The sequence below is a fragment of the Pantoea sp. Seng genome (assembly GCF_009829935.1).
Lineage (GTDB): Bacteria > Pseudomonadota > Gammaproteobacteria > Enterobacterales > Enterobacteriaceae > Pantoea > Pantoea communis.
This window is the reverse complement of the sequence record NZ_SZZV01000013.1, coordinates 1-24,657: the sequence shown is the minus strand read 5'-3', so window position 1 is coordinate 24,657 and position 24,657 is coordinate 1. Positions and strand designations below refer to the sequence as shown.

The 24,657-nt window shown below is 52.8% G+C and carries 22 protein-coding genes and 1 pseudogene; 14 read left to right on the top strand and 9 right to left on the bottom strand.

The window, feature by feature from the left end; translation table 11 throughout:
- Window positions 1-22: 22 nt before the first annotated feature.
- Complete coding sequence (locus FD737_RS14570) at window positions 23-934, bottom strand: LysR family transcriptional regulator (RefSeq protein WP_160833831.1); 912 nt, start codon at window positions 932-934, stop codon at window positions 23-25.
- 97 nt (window positions 935-1,031) lie between these two features.
- On the opposite strand from FD737_RS14570, the gene FD737_RS14565 reads away from it, so the two are divergent.
- Window positions 1,032-1,889, top strand: a complete 858-nt coding sequence (locus FD737_RS14565) for an aldo/keto reductase family oxidoreductase (protein WP_160833830.1) — start codon at window positions 1,032-1,034, stop codon at window positions 1,887-1,889.
- Window positions 1,890-1,944: 55 nt separating this feature from the next.
- Here the strand turns inward: FD737_RS14565 and FD737_RS14560 are convergent, their stop codons facing one another.
- Window positions 1,945-3,438 carry a PLP-dependent aminotransferase family protein gene (locus FD737_RS14560; protein WP_058961043.1) on the bottom strand — a complete coding sequence of 498 codons (1,494 nt, stop codon included), beginning with the start codon at window positions 3,436-3,438 and terminating at the stop codon, window positions 1,945-1,947.
- 109 nt (window positions 3,439-3,547) lie between these two features.
- Here FD737_RS14560 and gabT point away from each other — a divergent pair, with 109 nt between their 5' ends.
- Window positions 3,548-4,810 (top strand): 4-aminobutyrate--2-oxoglutarate transaminase, encoded by a 1,263-nt coding sequence (gabT, locus tag FD737_RS14555; protein WP_160833829.1) that lies wholly within the window; start codon window positions 3,548-3,550, stop codon window positions 4,808-4,810.
- Between the two features lie 96 nt (window positions 4,811-4,906).
- Window positions 4,907-6,301 carry a GABA permease gene (gene gabP, locus FD737_RS14550; protein WP_160833828.1) on the top strand — a complete coding sequence of 465 codons (1,395 nt, stop codon included), beginning with the start codon at window positions 4,907-4,909 and terminating at the stop codon, window positions 6,299-6,301.
- Between the two features lie 35 nt (window positions 6,302-6,336).
- Here gabP and FD737_RS14545 read toward each other — a convergent pair whose 3' ends face one another.
- Complete coding sequence (locus tag FD737_RS14545; protein ID WP_160833827.1) at window positions 6,337-6,663, bottom strand: hypothetical protein; 327 nt, start codon at window positions 6,661-6,663, stop codon at window positions 6,337-6,339.
- Between the two features lie 138 nt (window positions 6,664-6,801).
- On the opposite strand from FD737_RS14545, the gene FD737_RS14540 reads away from it, so the two are divergent.
- Window positions 6,802-8,139: a glycoside hydrolase family 10 protein gene (locus tag FD737_RS14540; protein ID WP_160833826.1), complete on the top strand. Its 1,338-nt coding sequence runs from the start codon at window positions 6,802-6,804 to the stop codon at window positions 8,137-8,139.
- Window positions 8,140-8,231: 92 nt separating this feature from the next.
- Here the strand turns inward: FD737_RS14540 and FD737_RS14535 are convergent, their stop codons facing one another.
- Window positions 8,232-10,088, bottom strand: a complete 1,857-nt coding sequence (locus FD737_RS14535; protein WP_160833825.1) for a hypothetical protein — start codon at window positions 10,086-10,088, stop codon at window positions 8,232-8,234.
- A gap of 344 nt (window positions 10,089-10,432) precedes the next feature.
- Window positions 10,433-12,403, bottom strand: coding sequence for an autotransporter outer membrane beta-barrel domain-containing protein (locus FD737_RS14530; RefSeq protein WP_160833824.1), 1,971 nt, complete (start codon window positions 12,401-12,403; stop codon window positions 10,433-10,435).
- Between the two features lie 331 nt (window positions 12,404-12,734).
- Here FD737_RS14530 and FD737_RS24060 point away from each other — a divergent pair, with 331 nt between their 5' ends.
- Complete coding sequence (locus FD737_RS24060; protein WP_255492024.1) at window positions 12,735-12,866, top strand: hypothetical protein; 132 nt, start codon at window positions 12,735-12,737, stop codon at window positions 12,864-12,866.
- A gap of 31 nt (window positions 12,867-12,897) precedes the next feature.
- Window positions 12,898-13,086 (top strand): hypothetical protein, encoded by a 189-nt coding sequence (locus FD737_RS23750; RefSeq protein WP_202404561.1) that lies wholly within the window; start codon window positions 12,898-12,900, stop codon window positions 13,084-13,086.
- Window positions 13,087-13,149: 63 nt separating this feature from the next.
- On the opposite strand, the gene FD737_RS14520 is transcribed toward FD737_RS23750, so the two are convergent.
- On the bottom strand, window positions 13,150-14,052 hold the full coding sequence (locus tag FD737_RS14520; protein ID WP_160833905.1) for a LysR family transcriptional regulator: 903 nt from the start codon (window positions 14,050-14,052) through the stop codon (window positions 13,150-13,152).
- Window positions 14,053-14,167: 115 nt separating this feature from the next.
- Between FD737_RS14520 and FD737_RS23935 the strand changes: the two are divergent.
- Window positions 14,168-14,392 (top strand): annotated as a pseudogene (locus tag FD737_RS23935) (serine hydrolase); the annotation flags it as partial.
- 227 nt (window positions 14,393-14,619) lie between these two features.
- Window positions 14,620-15,906, top strand: a complete 1,287-nt coding sequence (locus FD737_RS24090) for a PAS domain-containing methyl-accepting chemotaxis protein (RefSeq protein WP_160833823.1) — start codon at window positions 14,620-14,622, stop codon at window positions 15,904-15,906.
- A gap of 87 nt (window positions 15,907-15,993) precedes the next feature.
- Here FD737_RS24090 and FD737_RS14510 read toward each other — a convergent pair whose 3' ends face one another.
- The 3 genes from FD737_RS14510 to FD737_RS14500 are packed head-to-tail and all read right to left on the bottom strand — an operon-like array spanning window position 15,994 to window position 18,747.
- Window positions 15,994-17,322 (bottom strand): FAD-binding oxidoreductase, encoded by a 1,329-nt coding sequence (locus tag FD737_RS14510; RefSeq protein WP_160833822.1) that lies wholly within the window; start codon window positions 17,320-17,322, stop codon window positions 15,994-15,996.
- Between the two features lie 18 nt (window positions 17,323-17,340).
- Window positions 17,341-17,946, bottom strand: a complete 606-nt coding sequence (locus FD737_RS14505) for a cupin domain-containing protein (RefSeq protein WP_160833821.1) — start codon at window positions 17,944-17,946, stop codon at window positions 17,341-17,343.
- Between the two features lie 51 nt (window positions 17,947-17,997).
- Window positions 17,998-18,747: a transporter substrate-binding domain-containing protein gene (locus FD737_RS14500; RefSeq protein ID WP_160833820.1), complete on the bottom strand. Its 750-nt coding sequence runs from the start codon at window positions 18,745-18,747 to the stop codon at window positions 17,998-18,000.
- 288 nt (window positions 18,748-19,035) lie between these two features.
- Between FD737_RS14500 and FD737_RS14495 the strand changes: the two genes are divergently transcribed.
- The 6 genes from FD737_RS14495 (at window position 19,036) to FD737_RS14470 (ending at window position 24,472) form a co-directional block, all read left to right on the top strand.
- Window positions 19,036-19,686: an amino acid ABC transporter permease gene (locus FD737_RS14495; RefSeq protein ID WP_058961056.1), complete on the top strand. Its 651-nt coding sequence runs from the start codon at window positions 19,036-19,038 to the stop codon at window positions 19,684-19,686.
- A 1-nt stretch (window position 19,687) separates the two neighbouring features.
- The gene (locus FD737_RS14490; RefSeq protein ID WP_034829813.1) at window positions 19,688-20,455 is read left to right on the top strand and encodes an amino acid ABC transporter ATP-binding protein; all 768 of its coding nucleotides are present in this window, start codon (window positions 19,688-19,690) and stop codon (window positions 20,453-20,455) included.
- 287 nt (window positions 20,456-20,742) lie between these two features.
- A complete protein-coding gene (locus FD737_RS14485) occupies window positions 20,743-21,099 on the top strand; it encodes a cupin domain-containing protein (protein ID WP_045815471.1) in 357 nt (118 codons plus the stop codon).
- A gap of 212 nt (window positions 21,100-21,311) precedes the next feature.
- Window positions 21,312-22,022, top strand: a complete 711-nt coding sequence (locus FD737_RS14480) for a FadR/GntR family transcriptional regulator (RefSeq protein ID WP_058961058.1) — start codon at window positions 21,312-21,314, stop codon at window positions 22,020-22,022.
- Window positions 22,009-23,175, top strand: a complete 1,167-nt coding sequence (locus FD737_RS14475; RefSeq protein ID WP_160833819.1) for a PLP-dependent transferase — start codon at window positions 22,009-22,011, stop codon at window positions 23,173-23,175. The genes FD737_RS14480 and FD737_RS14475 overlap by 14 nt, the downstream gene beginning before the upstream one ends.
- A 25-nt stretch (window positions 23,176-23,200) precedes the next feature.
- Window positions 23,201-24,472 (top strand): sugar ABC transporter substrate-binding protein, encoded by a 1,272-nt coding sequence (locus tag FD737_RS14470; protein WP_160833818.1) that lies wholly within the window; start codon window positions 23,201-23,203, stop codon window positions 24,470-24,472.
- Window positions 24,473-24,657: the final 185 nt, after the last annotated feature.

The window sequence follows — 24,657 nt, the reverse complement described above, 5'->3', positions numbered from 1 at the left end:
TGGTTCAGGCAAAGTGAAACACTCACTCATCTTGCACATTAAGTTCGCGCACATAATCAAGAAAAGCCTGCAGCGGTGCTGGGATCAAACGGCGGTCGTTATAGTAAAGCCACAGTCCGGAAAAGCTCTGCCACCACTCGCTTAGGATGGGTTGCAGGCTGCCATTATCCAGTGCGGATTTGATCCAATCCTCAAACAGATAGACCACCCCTGCGCCGGATACCGCAGCCGCGACCGTGAGATCCATGGCCGCGCCGATGCTGCAAATAAGCGGCCCCTTAGGCTGTAAACGCACCACCTCTTCGCCCTTTTCAAACTCCCAATCTGCAATGACTCCTGTGGCATAGCGGCCATTTAGACAACGATGCTTTAGCAAATCACGTGGATGTTGTGGCGTGCCAAATTTTGCAAGATAAGCGGATGAGGCCGCTGCTGCAAAGCGTTGTACGCGGGGTCCAATCGGTAATGCCACCATATCCTGTTCGAGATGATCGTCGTAACGAATTCCGGCATCACAGCCGTCGCGGAAGATATCCTGCACATTGCTTTCCGCCACCACTTCCAGCTGTATGTCAGGATATCGCGCCAAAAAGCCGGGCACGATAGAGGGCAAAACCAGGCGGGCCGCGCTAACGGGCACATTGATTCTTAACGTGCCACCCGGTGTGTTGCGGAAATGATTGAGCGAATCGAGTGCCGCATCCACTTCATTCATTGCTGGCATTAAGCGCGTCATTAACGCCCTGCCTGCTTCGGTGAGCGCGACGGTGCGCGTGGTGCGATTGAACAACCGCACGCCCAACTGCTCCTCAGCTCGTCTTACGGCGTCACTTAAACGAGAAGGATTGCTTCCCGTCATGCGGGCGGCTTCACGAAATCCGCCCGCTTTTGCCACGGCCACCACCGCATGTAGCAGTGCAATATCCAATGCCATTGTTCGCCATTCCGCACACTGTGTCCTGATTTCACCGGATAGTTGCACAGCCATGCGTCGATTACAATCTGTACACACATCGACGAAGGAGGTTTCCATGTCTCACAACGTAAATACTTATACTTTGGGCGATCGTCAGGTTAAACGCCTCGGTTATGGCGCCATGCAGCTCGCTGGCAAAGGCGTGTTTGGCCCACCGGCAGATGAGAATCGGGCATTACAGGTGCTACGTGATGCGGTGGCTGCTGGCGTGAATCATATCGATACCAGCGACTTTTACGGTCCGCACATTACTAATCAACTGATTAAAAAAGCCCTGCATCCCTATTCCGACGATCTGGTGATCGTCACTAAAGTCGGTGCACGTCGTGATGCGAAAGGAGGCTGGTTGCCCGCTTTCTCGCCCGATGAATTGACCCAGGCGGTAGAAGACAATCTGCGTCATCTTGGTCTGGAGGTGATGGAAGTCGTGAATCTGCGTTCGATGCTCGACGTGCACGCACCTGCAGAAGGCTCACTCGAACCGCAGGTCGAAGCGATGATCAAGCTTAAAGAGCGCGGACTGGTTAAGCATATTGGTCTGAGCAACGTAACGGCCAAACAAGTGGCGGACGCGCAGAAAATGACGCCCATCGCCTGTGTGCAGAATCTTTACAATCTGGCGAATCGCCAGGATGAAGCGTTGGTCGATCAACTGGCTGCGCAGGGCATTCCTTATGTGCCGTTCTTCCCATTGGGTGGTTTCTCACCGCTGCAATCCGAGCAGCTTACCGCCGTGGCCGAAGAGTTGAATGCCACTACATTGCAGGTTGCCCTGGCTTGGTTACTTCAGCGTTCGCCAAACATTCTGTTAATTCCTGGCACATCATCACCAGAACATCTCCAGCAGAATCTCGCCAGTGGCGATCTGGTGTTGAGTGCTGATGTCGTGCAACGTTTAAACGGCATCGCTTAGTCCTGAATGACGCGGCCCCCGGGCCGCCCATCATTATGATTGCATGCGCACACGTCTACGAACGCGCTAAAATCCCGCTCTCCATCAGACATGCCTTCAATACACCAAACGCATCCTGACACTGACGCTCATCCACGCAGGCATAACCCAGCAGCAATCCTCGTCGCTCCTGCTGGTGCATGTAATATTGCGACAGCGGTCTAACCTTCACACCGCGCCGCAGCGCCAGTGCAGCAATCGCCACATCATCACATCCAGCCGGTAAATTCACCACCAGATGCAAGCCCGCTTCATGATTGACGCGCGGCATAAAATCAGCGCCAAGATAACGCTCAATCAGACCCGCTAAAAATCGACGACGCTGGCTGTAGAGTTTGCGCATACGGCGGATATGCGCCATGTAATGCCCTTTCTGGATAAATTCCGCCAGCGCCCGCTGCACCAGCAGATGCCCGCCACGATAGAGTTCCGCCGCCGCCACGCGTAAAGGTTGAGCCAGCGCTTTTGGCACCACCAGATAACCCAGTCGCAGTGCCGGATAGAGCGTTTTGCTGAACGTGCCCATGTAAATCACCGGCGCATCGGGCTCAAAACCTTGCAGCGAGGGAAATGGCTGACCCGCGAAGCGAAACTCACTGTCGTAGTCATCCTCTATCAACCAGGTTTTATGTTTGCTGGCTAAATCCAGCAACTGCTTACGTCTTTCAAGGCTGAGATGAACGCCCAATGGGTATTGGTGTGACGGTGTCACAAATATCACTTTTGGCGCCCGACTGCGCGGCGGTAAGTCAGGAATAATGCCCTGATCGTCGACCGGCATGGCCTGTATTTTCAACCCATTGATGCGTAAAAGATTGCGGGTTCCCCAGTAGCCAGGCTCTTCAATCCACGCGGTATCACCCGGATCGCAGAGTACGCGCGTGACCAGATCAACCGCCTGATGGATGCCTTCGGTGATGATGATTTGATCCGCATCCGCACGCACCGATCGGGCTACGCTGAGATAGTCCGCCAGTGCCTGTCGCAATAGCGGACAGCCGCCATTGCTGCTGTAAATTAGTCGATCAACATCGGGCTCGCGATTTAATCGCGCCTGAATCTGGCTAAAGAGTTTGTGCGGAAACTGCGTGACATCCGGCGCGCCTGGCACAAACGCGCCCCATTGATAAGGCGAGGCGTTGGCATGGCCCAACAGCGATGCACCGCGTTTAGAAATCGCCGCCGTTTTCACGCTCAGCGGCAGCGTCAGGTCATCGCCACGCGGGCTGTTTAAACACCCTTCAGGCAGCGTTTCGGCGATCCAGGTTCCGCTGCCGGTGCGCGCTGTAACATAGCCCTGTGACATCAAATTTTCATAAACGTTAAGTACGGTATTACGTGAAACCGATAACTCCCGTGCCATATCGCGCGTGGCCGGTAATCGCGTGGCGCGTGGAAAAATCCCCTCAACAATCGCCGCCTGCATACACGCCAACAGGCGCTGCTGCAACGTCCCTTCCGGCATAAACTGCAAACGTTCTAATACATGATCGGCGTACAAACTCCGCAATTGGCTCCATCCTTTTCTGTAAAAGTGGCTCTGGCAACAAACCTTAGCGCAGGGATAAATAAGCGTGTTTGTCGTGATTTGTAAAGACGCTTATCGCTAAGGAAAGGTTATGGAAGGTAAAAACAGCCAGCTGCAACAACGTAAAGATGACGCACTCCCACGTGGCACCGGTAATCTTTGCCAGTGGTATGTCGATCAGGCAGAGAACGCGACGTTGCGTGACGTTGAAGGCAACAGCTGGATTGATTTCGCTGGTGGTATCGCGGTGCTCAACACCGGCCACCGTCATCCGCGCATTGTGAAAGCCATCGCGGAACAGTTAGAAAAATTCACCCATACCGCGTTCCAGGTGACGCCTTACGAGAGCTATGTCGGCCTGGCAGAGCGCATCAACAGCGTGGTGCCCATAGCCGGTAAAGCCAAAACCGCCTTTTTCTCAACCGGTGCTGAAGCGGTTGAGAATGCCGTTAAAGTTGCGCGCGCCGCCACACGCCGTCACGGCATTATCACCTTCGGTAACGCGTTCCATGGTCGTACGTTTATGACGATGGCGATGACCGGTAAAGTGGCCCCCTATAAGCGTGACTTTGGCCCGATGCCTGCTTCCGTGTGGCACGCTCGTTACCCCAACAACGTGACCGGTATCAGCGTTGATGATGCTTTGGCGAGCCTGCAAGACATCTTCACTCAGGACATCGCGCCGCAAGACGTGGCAGCCATTGTGCTGGAGCCAGTACAAGGCGAAGGCGGTTTCCACATCGCCCCTGCTGAGTTCTTCGTTCGCCTGCGCCAACTGGCCGATCAACACGGCATTCTGCTGATTGCCGACGAAGTGCAAACCGGCTTTGGTCGTACTGGCAAGCTGTTTGCCATGGACCATTACACCGTTAAACCAGACTTGATCACTATGGCGAAAAGTCTGGCGGGCGGCATGCCGTTGTCTGCGGTGAGTGGTCGCGCAGTGATCATGGATGCGCCCGGCCCCGGTGGGTTGGGTGGCACTTACGCCGGAAACCCGCTAGCGATTGCCGCCGCGCATGCGGTGCTGGATATTATTGCTGAAGAACAACTGTGTGAGCGCTCAGTGAAACTGGGTGCGCAACTGGTCGAATTCCTCAATGAGGCACGTCGCCACTGCTCTGCGATCACCGATATCCGCGCATTAGGTTCGATGGTCGCGGTGGAGTTTGCCGAGGCGCAAACCGCTCAGGCCATCCAGCAACACGCCATGGCGCGCGGTTTACTGTTGTTGACCTGTGGTCCGCAGGGCAACGTGATTCGCTTCCTCTATCCGCTCACTATTCCGGATGCGCAATTCAGCCAGGCGCTGGAGATTCTCAGCCATGTGCTGAGCGCGCACCAGGATTCGTAGGCCCCCAGCTTAACCAGCCCGTATGCGGGCTTGTCATCCACCTGCTGCAGCCAGGCTGTGTCAAATCACAGCCCGAGAGACAATCTGGAGAAAACAATGAGTTCACAGAATGCCGATGCGCTTGCGCAAGGCTTAAAGCCGCGTCATGTCCGCATGTTATCCATTGCCGGTGTGATAGGTGCCGGACTGTTTGTCGGTTCCGGTCATGCTATCGCCGAAGCAGGCCCCGCCGTGTTACTGGCCTACATCGCAGCCGGTGCGCTGGTGGTGCTGATTATGCGCATGTTAGCGGAAATGGCCGTTGCCTCACCGGACTCCGGCTCTTTCTCCACCTATGCAGATAAATCACTGGGACGCTGGGCCGGATTTACCATTGGCTGGCTCTACTGGTGGTTTTGGGTGCTGGTCATTCCGCTTGAAGCCAATGCCGCAGGCACGATATTGCACAGTTGGTTCCCGCAGATTGCCGTGTGGGAATATACCCTGGCGATCACCACGTTTCTGACGGTCAGCAACCTGTTCAGCGTGAAGAATTACGGTGAGTTCGAATTCTGGTTTGCGCTGCTGAAAGTGGTCGCCATTGTCGCCTTCCTGATTGTCGGCAGCCTGGCGATATTCGGCCTGATGCCCGGTAGCAGCACACAAGGCATTTCCCATCTCTATGACACGCACGGGTTTATGCCAAACGGCATCGGTGCCGTACTGGCTGCCATTCTGACCACCATGTTCTCCTTTATGGGAACGGAAATCGTCACCATCGCGGCAGCGGAATCACGTGAACCGAAAAAGCAGATAACGCAGGCCACCAACTCCGTGATCTGGCGTATTGCGCTGTTTTATTTGCTGTCGATCTTCATTGTTATCTCGCTGGTGCCGTGGAATGCCCCGTCGCTGATGAAAGCCGGTTCGTATCAAACGGCGATGGAGATGATGAATATTCCTTACGCGCGGCAAATCGTCGATGTAGTGGTGTTGATCGCGGTGTGCAGCTGTCTTAACTCTGCGCTCTATACGGCTTCACGCATGCTGTATTCGCTTTCTCGACGTCAGGATGCCCCTGCCGCGGCATCAAAAACCACGCGCAGCGGTACGCCCTGGGTTGCAGTCATCGCCTCAACTGCCGCTGCATTTCTCGCGGTGATCGCCAATTATCTGGCACCCGCAGCAGTATTTGAGTTCCTGCTAGCCAGTTCCGGCGCGATTGCGTTACTGGTTTACCTGGTGATAGCGGCCTCGCATCTGGTGTTGCGCAAAAAGCGCGAGGCACGGGGTGAGATCTTAAGTTATCGCATGTGGCTGTTCCCAGGCTTAACCTGGGCAACCATGGTGTTCATCGTGGGAGTGTTGGTCTCAATGCTGTTTATGCCGGCGCATCGCTCTGAGATCATAGCCACCGGTCTACTCACGTTGGCGGTGTTGATCACCAGCCGCATCGTGCATCGTAAACGCGCTTTGCGCGAGCGAAAGGCGTTAGTGGCAGTGCGTTCATAATGCCAGAAATTTCCGGGCTGGGAGGCCCGGAAGCCTTACTCATATTGCACATCGATACTGATCGACTCTTCCGGCACGTTAATCACCACAACGCATTTATTCCACACCGGCTTCCCTTCGGTCATATCGTGCTCAACGAAGTAGTGTTGGAAATCTTTCAATGCTTCAGTTAAATCACCAATTGCCTGTGCATCCGGTTCAAACCAGTCTGGCTCGCCGTTTTCATCCAGATAATCGAACTGGTATTCACCGCCTTCGTCATTGGCAAATAGCTCGGCTTTTACGATCAGCTCGCGTGCACCTTGCGGTCCGCAGCTAAAAACGATCATTGCGATGCGGCGGTAAAGGTCTTCATATGTCATGGCAGTGTATTCCTGTTTTTAGTGAGTTCCCGTGCGCAGCGTTAGCCATAGATGGCATGACAACGTTACCGAGGGCTCTTATTGACTTTAAGGCTGATGAGAAGAGAATGAGGCTCTTCGAACAGTAAATTGAAAAAAATGGAGTTTATCATAGCCTGTTCCACGCGTTTTCCCCGTATAGCTACCGTGAAAAAAATGGCCACGCTATTGGCTGCGCTGCTTTTAGCCAGCTGCAGTTCCGAGCCGCCTAAATCACTGGTCACCCCGTTCCCGACAGTGACACCGAAGCCACATCCTGTTCAGCCCGTTGCCAACGCAGAACCGGTGCGTGGTGTGTGGCTCACCACGGTGTCGCGTCTTGACTGGCCACCCATAGCCTCAGTGAATGCCAGCCCGGCAAATCGCATCAGCCAGCAACAAAAGGCGCTGACCGATAAGCTGGATAAACTTAAAAGTCTCGGTATTAATACCGTCTTCTTCCAGGTGAAACCTGACGGCACGGCACTGTGGCGTTCTAAAATCTTACCCTGGTCAGATATGATGACCGGAAAGATTGGGGAAGATCCCGGTTACGATCCGCTGCAGTTTATGCTGGATGAAGCACACAAACGCGGTATCAAAGTGCATGCGTGGTTTAATCCTTATCGCGTTTCCACCAACGTGAAACCCTCGACGGTGGCAGAACTCAACAACACACTCTCCCTGCATCCAGCCAGCGTTTTTGTGCTCCATCGTGACTGGATCCGCACCGCAGGTGACCGTTTTGTGCTGGATCCAGGCATTCCTGATGCCCGCGACTGGATCACCAGCATCGTGGCGGAGGTGGTTGCAAATTATGATATCGATGGCGTGCAGTTTGATGACTATTTCTATGCGGAATCGCCCGGCTCAACACTGAATGACAGCGCCACCTTCCGCCAGTATGGTCAGGGATATGCCTCGAAAGCGGACTGGCGACGTCACAATACTCAGCAGCTGATTGAACAAGTGTCCCGCACCATTAAGCAGTTAAAACCGCATGTCGAATTCGGCGTCAGCCCCGCTGGTGTGTGGCGCAACGTATCCCACGATCCCGCAGGCTCAGACACGCGCGGCGCGGCGGCCTACGACGAAGCTTATGCCGATACACGCAAATGGGTGCAGATGGGCCTGTTAGATTACATCGCGCCGCAGATTTACTGGCCGTTTTCACGTCAGGCTGCACGTTATGATGTGCTCGCAAACTGGTGGGCCAATGTGGTGAAACCTACACATACCCGGCTCTATATCGGTGTAGCGCTGTATAAAGTCGGTGAAACCTCCAAAATGGAGCCAGACTGGACCATTAATGGTGGCGTGCCGGAACTAAAAAAACAGCTCGACCTCAATGAATCAGTGCCGCAAATCAACGGCACCATTCTGTTCCGCGAGAATTATCTCAACCAACCACAAACGCAGCAGGCAGTGAATTATTTACGCAGTCGTTGGGGAAGTTAATTTTTAAGGCCAATCACTGCCGGATTTCCCGGCATATCTCAGCCAAATTGTTTAACGATAATTCGCCAGCAACAGACGTTGCTGGCTTCTTTTCAGATAAATGGCTCTGTTGCACTATTTAATGGAATGCTCCATTCATCACCATTAACCCGAACTTTTAAATAACGACGGGTACGCCACTTACCTGGCTCGTACTCTTCGGGCTTACCCAGAATAAGCGTCCCGTTCAACAGCAACTCTTTGTCGTTGTTGTAGCCTATACCCACTTTTTCATTGCCAATCCAGTGTTGTTCGAAAGCCACCACAGGTGCGGCATCCAGCCTTTTCGCGTCATCATCGGAGCAGAGTGTATAGCTTTTACGGAAGATGAAACACAATCCCGCTTTATACCGATCCTTGCCGTTCGTTTCCACCTGCGCGGTAGCAAAACCGGTGTATTGCGCCAATTTAACGTAGAGCTTCGTGCGGGTGGCACCGCCTTCAATGTGCACTTTCGTCACCGGGCAGGAACCTTCGCCATACCAACTGCCAATGGTATTGGCATCGTTGCGCGCCTGAAGGTAAATATTGGCGACTCCTTCTGGCGTTCGTCCAGAGTACTGAGTTTGCGTGGCGCTTTGCGATAATATTTGCGATGTCCCCACCACACGCACGTGAATCTGCGTCCCTTCATCGGAGAAATTAAATTCGCCAATATAGAACCATCTCTCTTTATCGCTACGGTTATCCATGTGGTGTTGGGAAGTAATATAATCGTAGTTTAACGATCCCTGAATGATGGCACCCCAATCCGATATTTCCATGACTCCGCGGTCACCCTCCGCCAGCAGTGACCAGGGTTCAATGCCTGTGGTGCTGTAATCAAACCCGGCGCTTTGGTTATGAATACTTTTCTGAATGATCAACGCGCGGCAATAGCCCAATTTGAGCGGGTGAGTCGTTGATTCAATCGCCAGCCCCTCAATCACCCACTGGCCATTGGTTAAATCCCCGGCGAATTCTGAATGTTCAATCCAGCCATTACGAATAAAGGATTGGGTGCAGCGCGGTAAATCTAAAACCGGCTTTAAGGTATTTTCTTGCAAATTGAAGTTGGATAATTCAATGGCCGTGCTGTGGTCCCAGGCTCCTGCTTCACGGTCAGACCAGCGCGCATAAACAATGCTATCCTGACATCCTCTTGAATAGAACTGATCAATTTTGCAATCCAGCGTATCAATGAGATCCAGCGCCCTCCCGCCCAGATAGCGAAACTCCATACTGCTCACCCGCAGAAACTGCCCGCCAGTAATAATGTTGGCGTAAAAACCGACTTTATTAAATGCGGTACCGCCGTCTCCGCCGTTATTTGAACTCATGCCTTTCACCACAATGCCCGATATCTCTGCATAGCGCGCATTGACTTTGAAAAAGTGCAGTCCTCGTGGCTGTGTACCCCAGTTGAATGTCAATGTGGTGGTGGGAAAGTAGCCAAAATTGACGTTAGCACCCGAAACTTTGAAACGGTTAATCTCTTTATCTGAGATGTCGAAAGTAGACATGCTAAATACCCCGGCGGTAAACCGGATACCGGCAGCAGGCAGCACACGCTGTGACCAGGTATACATACGTTTTACTGCCTCGATACAATCTGTTTTACCGTCGGCTATAGCACCAAAATCCAAAACGGTGACGGTGCTGTAATCCTGAATCACTCGCTTCCAGCGTTTATTGCCTGCCGCGATAAAGACAATTCCACCATCGTCTGGGCTGGTGGTATCGGTCGCGTCATACACAAACACCCCGCCGCCCATTTTACTGCCTCTGGTGTACTCCAGCACCGAAGCGATTTCACCTCCGGATGTCGGTACGGTAGCGCGTAATTCATCAATGGTTTTCAACTGCACGACGGCACCCGTTGTGGCGTTGACGGCATTTTGTGGCGTGGTGTTATTGGACGCATTAACCATGGTGTACCCCTTAAATATTAAGAGAAAATAACTGCACCCATGGAGTATAAGTAGCTGATAGTTAATATGTTGATGTGTGCCAGTGTAATTAGAGGCGTTAAACATCCAACAGATAAATGGGATACACCAAGGTAATGATTGCTGAAAGAAAGCGCAGCGGTAAGGGCGGGATTTTACAGAATAATCGCAGGCACATTATTGCTTATCGCGGCCGCAAAAAATGACTGATTGACGCAAGATTCCGATTGAATACCTTAATCCGGTAACTGTTTCGTTCACTTATTAATGCAGGTTTGTTGAAGCTCAATCAGTGCCAGCAAGCCACGACTTGCTGGCACGTCACCTTAAAATGTGGCATTCACCCCGACGTTCCAGGTCACCTGATGATAATCGCTGTTACTGGCAACGGTGGACACGCCAGCAAAGGCATTGACCGTATCGCCCAACGGCACGTTGGCACCGACCGCCACATCCAGCCAGTTTTTATCCCCAGTTGCCACCGTCCGCTCAAAAGAGGTCTGGGTGGATTTCAAACCAGCACGTACGGTTGAATCCGTGTCACCAAACTGATGGTTATAACTGACCTGAGCCCAAGGATTGACCACCCACTGCCGGCTATCGACGCGCCAGCCAATTGAACCGATCTGTGAGTGAAGCGTTTGATCAGAGAAGCGCATCGAGGTGCTGCTATTGCCATTTTCCTCATAGCCACCCACGCGTCCATAATCCAGCGCATAGCTGGCAACCGGGCCGGTCGTAATATGGTTCCCCAACGGTAAATCCCAGCCAGTTTGCACCCGCATGCCCAGTAATTTACCGCTGCTGTTGCCTTGTTCAGTACGGGTGGCAGGGCCGATGTTGATGTTGCGCTCGATACTGTCGAAATCGAGATCGGCATAGTGGAGATCGGCATTGATCCAGCCTTGGTCAAACAAGGTGAGCTGGCTGTAAAGCGCCACCAGATTACCGCGCAGCTTATAGTCATAGTTTGATGAGGGATCCATGCGCTGATTGCTGTTTGAGAACAACAAACCGGTTTGCCAGTTATCGGTCAGCTGATAGCCGATCCCCAACGTCAGATTGGTGGTGTTCGCATCTCCGTTGCTCCAGGCATCACCTTGATAATCGACGTGTTGTCCTGCGTAGCCGCCAAACACCGTGAACTGACCCGCGCTGGCCGGTTGCTGGCGTTGCTGTTGCAAATGCCCATCCAGTGTATTATGCATGTCGCGCGCCATCAGCAGTGTGGATTGCGACAGTGCCGCGACCTGTGCAGGAGCATCGAGAATCGATTGAATATAATCTGCCAGCATAGCGTGCACTGCCGGGCTGGGATGCAGGCGATCGGCAAACAGATACGCTTGTGCGCTACTAAAACCGGCATCAGAGGAGTGGCATTCATCTGCAGAGGTGCCCACCGGACAGGCAATGCCGATGGTGTTGGTCAAACCATAACGTCCCGGGTTTGCGACCACCTCACTAAACAGTTCAGCGATATCCACCCGAACGATATTGCCCTTCAACGCGGCCAACTGGGCCTCTTCCTGCTGGTTGTAGCCATCGGACAAGGCTGTCACCTGAGTACTGAGTGCTTGCCAGGCGTCGTAAAGCTGTTGAGCCAATACGTCACGCGCCGTGGGGTCGCCCAAAATTTGTCCGGCGGCGGCTGTAAAGGCCTCTTTCACCGCCTGTTGACGGGCGGCAGCATCCGGTGTGGCAGCGTTATCGAGCGACTGAAAAGCCGCGACCATGGCTGATGTTCCAAACGTACTCAAGACGATCTGCACCATGTAGGGCGTCAGCCCCAATTGCGGAACATTGGGCACGATGACCGCTCCCGCGCCCGCATCCAGTAGCGTTTTGACCTGGGAAGCCGCAGAAACTGCGCTGTTGCTAATGGTTTCACGTGCGGTGAGCGGATTGGTGACGGCGGCGGCAATATCATTTGCACCGACCCAATGAATGTACAAGCCGTTCCTGTCAGCGCGCCCACCGGTGGATTGCAGATAGGTCGCCAGCTGGTCCTGGGTGTTCAAATCAGGATCCAAAGCAGGTACCGCAACAGCACCACCTTGGGCATAGTTACTGCCCCCTAAATCGGAAGACAGTAGATTTTCACCCAGATGCGTTGCCAAAATTTCATCGTTCAGCGGATGCTGCGCGCCGTCGGCGGTAAAACGCCCAACATTGCCACCGTCGCTCAGGCTATCACCAAAAACCGTTAAGCTGTCCCACGCCTCAGCGTCAGGTGTTGCCAGCAGGGTACTTATGGTCGCTATCGCGACGAGGGAAAGTGCGGATTTGCGTTTTTTCATCATCCACTCCGTGATGAGTCAGACGGTTTGTGCCTGACGCGTAAAAGATGTGACTTGCGCATGACACCGCAGCAACACAAGTCAATAAGGTCGCATCAAGGATGCGAAAAGGACGTTAAGGAGATAACAAGGACGTTTAAGGTTTAGTCAGTCAGGGAAGGTAATACCAGTTTGCATACATAAGATTACTGCGAGTATTTTTAGGAATTTAACCTCGCTCACACTACCGCACGTCTCTCATGAAGGAAGGACTGATCTATAGTTATGGGGTTGCCGGGCAAGGATCCGGCAACCGCAATTTGCGCCACATCTCTGGATATGGAGTCAGTAAATGAGTGATTGTAAAGAGCAGCATCACCAACATCATGACCATCAACATGGTGCGCACTGTGGTCATACCGCGATTCGCCATGAAGGACATATCGATTACTTGCACGGCGGCCATCTTCATCATCCACACTGAGATCATGTTGATGAACATGTATTACCGGTGAATGCGCACAATCCCGATCAATGCACGCCAGACCACCATTGCAGTGGTCATGAACCAGGACATGTTCATGGGCCCGGATGTGGGCATGAAGCCGTACCGCATGGCGACCATGTGGACTACCTGGTTGATGGGCATCTGCATCATCCACACGGTGATCATTGCGATAACCATGGGCCGGTTGAAATTATAGAATCCGCTAAGTCGCTGCCCTGATGCTATCCTCAGAGCCGTGGAGCGCCACTCACGGCTCTTATCAGGAAGAGAATGCCCCGTACTGCTGCCACAGCCGTTGCAATTTAAGCACTACATCATTAACGACCTGGTGCCTTCTCGCTCCCGGCGCCCACAGTGCCACCAGAGTGATATTGAGTCCCTGATGCCCCACCTCAGTTGGCAAAACTTGCACCTGATGCCATTTCTGCGCCTGAAAATGCGTTGGTAGAAATCCCCAACCTTGCCCCTGCTCCATCAGAGACTGCAACATGGTTCGCTCGTTCACAAACAGTGACTGTCCCGAAATTTGCAGACGGTGCGTGATTTGTTCATCAGCATGCGCATGCATTACCAATTGCGGTTCCAGGGCGAGGTTTAGCAACGTCAGAGGTGAATCTTGATGAGCGAACAATGCTGTCGCCGCATAAAAGTTCAGTTCAATGGCACCTAACGCGCTCCACTCCATCTCATTACCTAACGAACGATTCACTGCCTGACAAATTGCCAGGTCGGCCTTGCCCGATTTTAGGGCACTCTCAGCTTCGAAACGCGAAGCACACCAGAGAGTTAATTGCACCTGCGCCCTGCTGCACTCACTGATGAATGCCTGCAAAAATAACTGCGGGACAAAAGGGTCATACACCAGCGTGATTTGCTGCGTGCGCGACTCCGGCAAGGTCTGCGCGAAAGCTTCAAATGCATGAGCCTGACGCACCAGCAAATGCGCCTGACGATGTAACTGCTCCCCCCTGGATGTCAGCACCAATTTGCGCCCTTCACGCTCAAACAACGAGTAGCCAAGGGCATCCTCCAGGTAATCGATGAGATCGCGCACGGTGGTGCGATCTTTCCTCAGTTTCTCTGCTGCACGGGAAACCGTGCCGAACTCTGCAATCGCCGCAAAGGCTTCAATTTGTGAAAAGGAATAGCGCAGCGCATTCATCTGAAATCCTATGTCTAACATTTGGGGGGGAATTTCCCCCATGGGGTGATTTTAACCTCGCCCCATAGATTTCTATACTCGCCGCACTCTTAACTGCACTACAAAGGCACTTTTCATGCAACGTCACACCGTGATTAAACCCCTGCTGTTTTCTCTCTCACTAGCTGTGAGTAGCTATGCAACTGCTGCGACAGAGTGCGATGGCGTGGCGCTCACGCCCTGTCCTGCCCCCTTTGATCATCAGTTACCTGACCCTCACCAGATGCTGAGCTGGAGTCAAAAAGATCGAGTAGTCGGTTTCCGTAATGATTACCGAAATTATGCGGGAGATGTGTTTCATCTTAGTTAAATGTTCTGGAAACCGCGCCGATAATTAAGCTACCTTTATCAAAGCGGACCGTAACCGGTCCGTTTACCACAACATCAGGCAAACAAAACTCAATACACCCAGCCTGCGTACGCGCAGAGAAGCACATCGCAAGAAAAGTGTTCAGCTGAGGAAATTCAGCGGAGCGGCAAAAGCTGCACGCATTATGTTCAATGACATAATATCGCCTGAGGTCACACATGTTTGGGGTGAAGAAATCCAGCCTTTCTCTGCCATTTTATAAAAGTGGCGATGTACTCAAAGATATCAATGCAATCAAACAACATGTGGCATGGATTGAGTTTTCGCCCAGCGGTGAAATCCTCAGCGCCAATCCGCAATTCCTTGAGGTGACCGGCTACAACCTGCATGAGATTCAGGGACAGCATCATCGCATTTTCTGCAGCCCGGCCTACAGCCAGTCATCGGAGTACTTTGCTTTCTGGCAGACGCTGGCCTCAGGTGCATCCGTCACCGGAATTTTTGAGCGCTTTAATAAACAACGCCAACGTTTCTACCTGAGCGCAACGTACTTCCCGGTGAGCGATGATAAAGGCAAAGTCTATAAGGTGATTAAAGTCGCCAGTGATATCACTGCCCGACATGAAGAACTTGAGCATAAAGAGGCAGTGATCACCGCTCTCGACCGCTCCATGGCCGTCATTGAATTCACGCCCGATGGTCATATACTGACAGCCAACGCGAATTTCCTGACACACATGGGTTACGAGCTTAAAACGATTGTCGGTCAGCATCATCGCTTGTTCTGTTTCGATAACTTTTATCGGGAAAATCCCGAGTTCTGGCGCAAAATCGCTAAGGGGCAACACTTTGTCGGGCGCTTTGAGCGTAAGACCGCCGCGGGCGAACGTATCTGGCTGGAGGCGAGCTACAATCCGGTGTTTGATGCCGACGGCAAAGTGTACAAGGTGATCAAAATTGCTTCCGATATCACCACGCGGGTTGAAGCGGCAAAACGGGTCGCTGATATTGCCCTCACCACCTCAGAACAAACTTCGCAAATAACGGATAACGCCAACGAAGTGCTGGATGAAACCATCCGCAACTCCGGTCTGGTGGCAGTACAAGTCAATGCCGCCACCGATATTGGCACCCAGTTAAATGCCTCGGCGAAAAGCATCAACGAAGTGGTAGAAACCATCAATCTGATTGCTTCACAAACCAATATCCTGGCGTTAAATGCCGCGATTGAAGCCGCGCGCGCGGGTGAAGCGGGGCGTGGATTTAGTGTGGTAGCGGATGAAGTGCGGCGTCTGGCGGCTTCCACCTCCAGCGCAACCAAAAAGATCACTCAAGTCGTGGAGCACAACGCCATGCTGATTCATCAGATGGAGCAACAGTTAGGCGAAGTGAAACAGTTCGTGGTGACCGAGCAGGATAAAATCAGCGTGCTGTCACGCAGCCTGCGAGAAATAAACAGTGGTGTGCATGAGTTTGTGAATGTCATTCATCGACTGGATGTTTAGGTTATCACCCACCAGCGATGCTCAGGCGGCCTGAAGGCCGCCTTTCACTTTTAACGATGCCACGATCGGTCAGTACCTGGCAGGCTTTTACATCATCTGCGGTTCGCGAATCGCATTACCTTTGGCAAAGCGCGCCAGACTGTAAGGTTCAGCATCCGTAAACAGCGGTTGGTTATTCACCATCTGCGCACACAATAAGCCCGCTCCAGGACCGATGCCGAAACCATGGCCACTGAAGCCAGAGGCGATAAACAGGCCCGGCACATTATCCATCTCATCAATCACCGGTACCAGATCAGGCGTGGTGTCGATCCAGCCCCCCCAGGCATGATCCACTTTGATCCCGGCAAGTTCCGGGTAAAACTGAACCAGCAGTTGCATCGCTTCCTGTACAATCGACGGATCGCCGGCGGGATCGAGCACACGGATCTTTTCAAATGGCGATAAGCTCTGATTCGACCAGGAACCCGCGGCTTCCGGACCATTAAAGAAAGAGCCGTTGATGCGCACTTTGAGTTTTTTGGCAATTTTGCTGCGATACATCGGATAAAATTTGGTGGCATAGCGGATATTTTGCGGAGCCAGGTCGATCTGCCCACGACCGGAGAGTGCCACGGTGTAACTGCCATCCTGACGACGGCGAATACATAAACCGCCCATACTAATACAGCCTTTGATCACCTCCGGTGCGGCTGTGGTTTTAAACGCCGTACCCAAGATATTGGCGCTCGGCAGTTCAACACCGTACTGTTTGCAGAAGCGGGAACTCCAGGCACCGCCACAGCAGATCACCCGGTTCGCTTTCACTAAGCCACGCTCGGTCCATACGCCGGTGACGCGCCCGCCGCTGATATCCAATCCACGCACCGCGCAGTTTTGATGTACTGAAGCACCCAGATTTTTCGCGCCCGCGGCAATGGCCGGGGCGGCCATGGAGGGTTCAGCACGCGCATCGCTCGGTGACCACACGCCGCCCACCCATTGGGCCTGTTCACCAATGCGCTCGCGCGTCTCTTTGCCCGTCAATAAGTGGCTAACAAAGCCGATTTGTTTCGCCTGCTTGCCCCAGGCTTCCCAGCGCGCCACATCCGCTTCACTCAGCGTGCCGTAGGTGATTCCCTGGCGGCTAAAGCCAAGATCGAGTCCGATTTCGCCGCTCAACGCTTCCCAACGCTGCAAACTGCGTATCGCCATCGGCAGCTCATACAGATCGCGATTCTGCTGGCGAACCCAGCCCCAGTTGCGTCCCGACTGCTCACCGCCAATCACGCCTTTTTCAAACAGCGCCACGGAAACGCCCTGCTTTACCAGTTCATAACTGACGGAAGTACCAATAATCCCGCCGCCGATGACGATGACATCCACCGCGCTGGGGAAAGTTTCACTGTCTGCTACGGTATTCACGTTGATGCGCATGATGTTCAATCCTGACCTTTATAAATGTTGCTCAGAGGAAATATGCATGATCCACAACACAGTCGCGTCACTGGACGTCGGGTTAAAAATGTTGTGCGGGAGATGGCTCTGAAATTGAAAACTGTCACCGGGTGTCAAAAGCACGGTGTCACCGTCAATCTCCAGCGTCAGTTCACCCGCCATCACTAAGCCTGCTTTTTCCCCCTTCCCCATTAACATCTCAGCGGACTGCACGCCTGCCGGGATATTGATGAACATGAACTGCAAATCATGGTCGCCCGAGGGAGAAAGCATCTGTTTAGAAATGCCCTGTTTACCTACGTTAAAGTGCGGGCGTTCCGCTGCGCGCCGGACATAATGCTCAGCACCACGAGTGTGAGCTTCGGCCTCTTCCAGAAAGGCCGAAAGGGGGACTTTTAAGACCAGACGCAGTTGTTCCAGCACACGCACTGTCGGATTCGTCAGATTGCGTTCGATCTGACTGATCGCGCCAGCGGAGACATTCGCCAGCAGCGCCAGTTCAGTAATGGTCATATTCCGCGCCTTGCGCACACGTTTTACGCGGGAGCCGATATCCGCTTCCTTCGCGCCTGACTCCCCTTTGATGATCGGTTCTTTTTTCATCGGCTGAATTCCATTCGCATCCCTGTCAGCTGAGCTTAAGGGTGTCATCAATCAAGGCATGCCCCATTTGGTTTTAATCGTCTGCAAAGTGCCGTCATCTTTCATGCTGGTTAACGCGCTATTTATCTGCGCCATTAAGGCATCGTTGCCTTTCTTCACGCCAAACGCCATGGGGGAAACATGCTCCGGTTTATAGCCGTCCACTACATGCATGCCTTTTAGTCCACCGGCTTTTTCCTGCGCTTTTAATATCGGATAGTCATTTAATCCGGCCGCCACGCGACCCAGTGACAAATCTCGCGTCATATCCGCAGGGCTGTCGTAGACCTTCACTTCTTTCGCAATACCGCTGGCCATCAGGCTTTGGGTATAATCGGTGCCGGCCATGGTGCCCACCACTTCACCCTTAAGATCCTGCCAGGAGTTATACGCTTTTTTATTGTCATCCCGCACGATCAATCCCGCGCCAAAAGCCGTCACCGGTTGAGAGAACGTAATACGTTTCGCGCGCTCTTCAGTCGGTGTCATTCCCGCCACTATCATGTCAATCTTTCCGGCAATAACAGATTGTATCAGCGTGGAAAAAGGGATTGCGCTGTATTGGATGTCCAAATGCTCACGTTTAGCCACTTCTGCGGCCACATCCGGCATAAAACCCTCAATCTTGCCCGTTTGGGTATTGAGAAAGGTAGTGGGTGCACTCGATGGCGGTGAACCCGCGGTTAACACCGCTGCACTGGCATTGAAACTCAACGCAGCCGTGAGGCCGAGGATCATCAACGGGGAACGAATGGCAAACATGGCTCACTCCTGGGTGCAATGAAAGGGATAATGCTCTTTTTCACTATAATGAAAATTGCACACCTGCTGTCAACGATTTATTTAATGAAAATGCGCCAACTCACAAATTAACAATAAAGCCTTTGATTTCACTAAATATCACACCTATAGCTTGTTCGTATGAGCGTAATAAGTAAATGCTATCTCTGTCATGAGAGTAAAGATTGACAGCGATTTGCTATCAACGATATTCATTATAATGAATTTATCGCCTGATTTTAGGGTGACACTACAAGCCAGGAGAACAAAATGGACTGGAGCAGCATCCACCAGTATCTGCCCTTTTTATTGAAAGGGGCTGAAATGACGATCTATATCACCCTTTTGTCTCTGATAATCAGTACGCCATTGGGGTTGATTTTTGCCGCAGCCAAAATGTGTCCGTGGAAAATTATTTCATGGCCCATCGCCACCATTATTAACATCACACGTGGTCTGCCGATGATTGTGGTGCTGTTTTATATCTACTTTGTCTTCCCGGATATTGGCATCACCCTCACCTCGTTTCAGGCCAGTGTTATTGGTATCGCCTTTTGCTTTTCCACTTACATCGCAGAAATATTTCGTTCCGGCATTGAATCGGTTGATCGCGGGCAGCTTGAAGCCGCGCGATCAATGGGCATGAGTTATGGCAAAGCCATGCGCCGCGTGGTGCTGCCTCAGGCTTTCCATGTTGCCTTACCCCCGTTCAGCAATACGCTCGTGATGATGCTCAAGGACTCTGCGCTTGCCTCGACCATTGCGGTGACGGAAATGACACGTCAGGGCCAGCTGATTGCTGCCTCAACCTTCGATAACACCACGGTGTACACGCTGGTGGCACTGCTGTATCTGGTGCTTTGCCTGCCGCTGCTGGCACTCACCAAGAAGCTGGAAAAACGTCAGATGAAAGGGGCTTAAGATGATTGAAATTCATGAGGTACACAAAAAATTCGGCCCCATTGAGGTGCTGAAAGGCGTGAGTTTCAAGGTCAGCGAAGGCGAAGTGGTTTGCCTGATTGGCCCTTCGGGTTCAGGTAAATCAACCATACTGCGCTGCATCAACGGCCTTGAAACCTATGAAGGCGGCGATATCACCGTACTGGGCCAGCGCGTCAACAACAAGCACAAGAGCATTAACGACCTGCGGCGTCAGATTGGCATGGTGTTTCAGCGTTTCAACCTTTTCCCGCATCGCAGCGTGCTGGAAAACGTGATGGAGGGTCCGATTCACGTCAACGGTGAATCTCGCAACGTGGCGGAAAAGCGCGCCAAAGACTTACTGGCAATGGTAGGTCTGGCTGAGAAAATCAACGCATGGCCAGCCCAGTTATCTGGCGGACAGCAACAGCGCGTGGCGATTGCCCGCACGCTGGCCCTACAGCCCAAAGCGATCTTATTTGATGAGCCCACCTCCGCGCTTGATCCCGAATTAGTGGGTGAAGTGCTGCAGGTCATGCGCAATCTCGCCCGTGAAGGGATGACCATGATCGTGGTCACCCATGAGATGCAGTTCGCGCGTGAAGTGGCCGATCGCGTCTGCTTCCTGCACAGCGGACAGATTGTAGAACAAGGTCCCGCTGACAACCTGTTACTGCGACCACAAGAAGCGCGCACGCAAGATTTCCTGCGCCGTGTTCTGGGTAACACCGTTGCGCAGCCCTGCTCATGCTGCCAAACGCTGAGTTAGGCGGCGCTCTCACCCCCTTTCAAAGTGCAGGCAGGCGTCGCCTGGAACCGACTCAGATGACTGATCGGGGGTGAATGGACGCCGCCCCCCACTTGCAGCGTGAAGCATGGTGAGGAAACAAAAGTTTCTGCCAAAGCCGTGCGAATAATCATTCAAATATGTTATTCGCACGGCAATAAGTCCCCTCAGGTTTTACTGCAATCGCTTAATCTGAATTGAGTTTTTCCCCAATGCACTTTGCCATTGTGGTGAGTGCTATTTGTCACTGCTTACAGGAAAAAGAACTGATGAAGGTGCAAAAAATTGAACAGCCAGCGTTAATTGAAACAATGGAACCCTGGGGCAGCGTGGAAGGCTTACCGGGCAGCGGCACTATTGCCCTTTCCGGTATCCAGAAAGTGATTCCCGGCAAAGAAGATATCGATACGGGCATATTTGAATGCGCAGCAGGTTCCTATCGTCGCTCAGTGAAACAGGCTGAAATTATGCATTTTCTTAACGGCACAGGTTCATTTACTCCTGATGGCGAAGCAACCCTAAATTTTAAACCGGGTGATTCCTTTTTCTTCGAAGCCAATACTGAAGGGACCTGGGTAATTGAAAACACGATGCGTAAACTGTATGTGATTTTTGATGCCAGCTAATTTATTTCCGCATTTATAAATGGCGCGTTAATTCGCGCCTTTTTTATATCCTCGCTGTGACATCCCGGTGCATATTTTTTCGCCTTGCACCAGTAAAACTCAGATCTCCTGCTTATTACTGCCCAGAAATGTCAATTAAATCAGGCATAAAAATAATGGCACGCGCCTTGCTATGAAATTGGTAGAGATGTTGGACCAATTAAGGCCGCGCTATGCAATCTCCTTTTGAGCTTCAACCGATAACCACACCGCGCAGTGACACGCTGATTCTTGATGCACTCACGCGTTTTATGGCGCAATCCGGCGCGCAGCCGGGGAGTCGCTTACCGCCTGAACGCGAGCTGGCGGAAAAACTCGGGGTGAGCCGCAACACCGTGCGTGAGGCGTTAAAACGCTGGGAAGCACTGGGCATCATTCTGCGTAAGAAAGGCAGCGGCACGTTTTTGCAGGCAGATGTCGGCATCAACGACAGCTTTCTCTCGCTGCGATTCAAAAATGACTCCGCCAATATGCTGCACGCGCTGGAGGTCCGTCGCATTATCGAATCAGAATCCTGTGTGCTCGCTGCACAGCGTGCAAGCGCCGAAGACCTGCTGGAAATCGAACAGCGATTGATTGAAATGGAGCGCGTGCATCTGGCGGTCGGCTCAGCCGGTGCCGAAGACTGGGCGTTTCACACCAGCATTTATCGCGCTTCAGGCAACCCCCTTCTGCTGCAAATGCTCAACGGCATCTACGACAGCATGCACGCCTTTTTTGAATCGCCACCGGAGCAGGCACTGTTTGCCGACTCCTTCCCGTTACACCGCGATCTCTTCAATGCCATTTGCCAGCGGGATGGTGAAGCCGCGCGCGCCATTTGCCATCAAATTCTCGATATCACTGAACGCGACATGAAGGATGTCATCAATGCCAAACGATAAACCGGTCTCGCAACAAACACTTTTGTCCCATGATTTACGCCATGAAAAAGGCGCGGTCACCCCGCCGATCTACCAATCGTCACTGTTCACCTTCAGCGATTACGATAGCATGATTGCCCGCTTCCGTGGCGAAAGCGATCAACCGCTCTATTCGCGCGTCGATAATCCCACGGTCCGAGCGCTGCAGGAGAAAGTTGCCGCACTGGAAGGGGGAGAGGCTTGCCTGGCGTTCGGCAGCGGCATGGCCGCCATCAGCAATGCCATTCTCAGCGTGCTGCAACCCGGCGCAAAAGTGGTGTGTGTTAATCACGTCTATCCCGATACGTATCGCTTCCTGCGTGGCTTCTGCCAGCGTTTTGGTATCACCACCGAGTTCGTCGATGGTGATGATGAAGAGGCAATTCGTGCCGCGCTGCCGGGTGCCAGCCTGCTCTACCTGGAAAGTCCGGTGAGTTGGGTGATGAGCGAGTTGGACCTGAATAAACTGGCCACGCTGGCGCGTGATGCTGGTGCGGTCACCATTATCGATAACAGCTGGGCGTCGCCGATTTTCCAGCAGCCGTTACTGTGTGGGATCGACATCGTGGTGCACTCGGCATCGAAATACATCAGCGGGCACAGTGATGTGGTGGCCGGCCTGGTCATTGCCAGTCAACAGCACATCGGCAATATCTCACGCCACATCAGCCCCTTCCTCGGCGGCAAGCTATCGGCGCATGAAGCCTCATTGCTGATCCGTGGTCTGCGCACGCTCCCCCTGCGCATGAAGCAGCATCACCAAAGCGGCATGGAGCTGGCACAAAAGCTGAGTGCCCATCCACAGGTTACGGCGGTATGTCATCCCGGTTTGGCCCCTAAATCCTGGTCATCGCTGCGCGGCTACAGTGGCCTGTTTGCGTTTGAAGTGACCGAACAAATCGATATCCCCGCCTTCTGCAACGCCTTGCACTATTTCCATATGGGGGTGAGTTGGGGTGGATTCGAAAGTCTGGTGATGCCCGCCATCTCAGTCATCAATCAAGCCAGCGAATTTAACTCAGCCGTTGATTTCGGCGTCTCGCCACGTTTGATCCGCATCTCGATTGGTCTGGAAGAGACCGAAGACCTCTGGAACGACCTGCAACAGGCGCTGGCTACCGCAACCCGCGCATAATCACTCACTCCCAGGAGAAGCTGCAATGACGACTCGTTTTGCGATTAACGCACTGGTTTTAGCCATTGGATTGGGTTCAGCACTCAGCAGTATGGCGGCAAAATTAACCGTGGTGGAAGTGATTACCAGCCCGCCCCGCACTGAACTGCTGCAGAAGATGCTGACCGAATACAAAACCCAGCATCCCGGCACGGAAATTGAGTTGATCTCACTGCCGTGGGGTCAGGCGTTTGAGAAATTAGGCACCATGCTGCAAAGCGGACAAGTGCCCGATGTGGTGGAAATGCCCGATACCTGGCAAGGGCTGTATGCCAGCAACAACATGCTGGAGGATCTGGAACCGCGCCTGAAAAGTTGGGATGGCACCGCCCAGTTAACCGATAAAACGCTGGCGATGGCGCGTGCCGCCAATGGCAAAGCCACCATGATCCCTTACGGCTTCTACCTGCGCGCCCTGTTCTGGAATAAGAAACTCTTCCAGCAGGCCGGATTGAGCGAGCCGCCAAAAACCATGGATGAGTTTGCCAGCGATGCTAAACGCATCAGCCAGTTGGGTAACGGCATCAGCGGCTACTGTATGCGCGGCGGCGTCGGCGGCACCAACGCCTGGATGATGTTTATGGCGGCAATGAACGGCTCACCGGATTTCTTCGATAAATCCGGCAACAGTACTCTGACTCAGCCAGGGGCGATCAAAGGGGCGCAGTTGCTGGTCGACATGTACAAACAAGGCGGCGCGCCAAAAGACAGTGTGAACTGGGGCTTTAACGAAATCGTCTCCGGTTTCTATTCCGGCAAGTGCGCCATGCTCGATCAGGACCCCGATGCGCTGATTGCGATTAAAAACAGCATGGCCGCCGATGATTTTGCCGTTGCACCGATGCCTGTCGGACCGTCGGGTAAAGCTTTCCCTACCATTGGTTATACCGGCTGGGCGATGTTTAAACAGGGCAAACAAAAAGATCTCGCCTGGCCACTCATCACCTTCCTGAGTAATAAGACCAACAACCTCGCATGGGCAAAATTTGTTGGCACCCTGCCGATTTATAAAGGTGCAGAGCAGGATCCTTTCTATCAAACACCGCAGTTTGCCGGCTGGTTTAAAGAGTTAAACGATCCGAACTATGTGCCGTTGACCATGCCGACACACTTGAAAGGCTGGGGTTACTTCAACTCGGTGATCGTGAAAGAGAGTAGCCAGGAAACCCTGCTGGGCGAAAACGACACCGAAGACATGGTGAAAGACTGGGCTAAATATCTGACCAAAGAACAGAAAAGCTGGCTCGCCACGCAGTAATCACCGATCGCGCGGAGAACAATGATGATGCTAGAAACTTCACTTGATGCCCGCTCGCCGCGCTCACGCTACTCGCGCTGGCTGCGGCTGGCTGAGCCGTGGTTTTATCTTTCGCCGGGACTGTTGCTGATCGCCTTGTTTATTTTTGTGCCGATGGCGATCGGCATTTCCTACGCGTTTCAGAG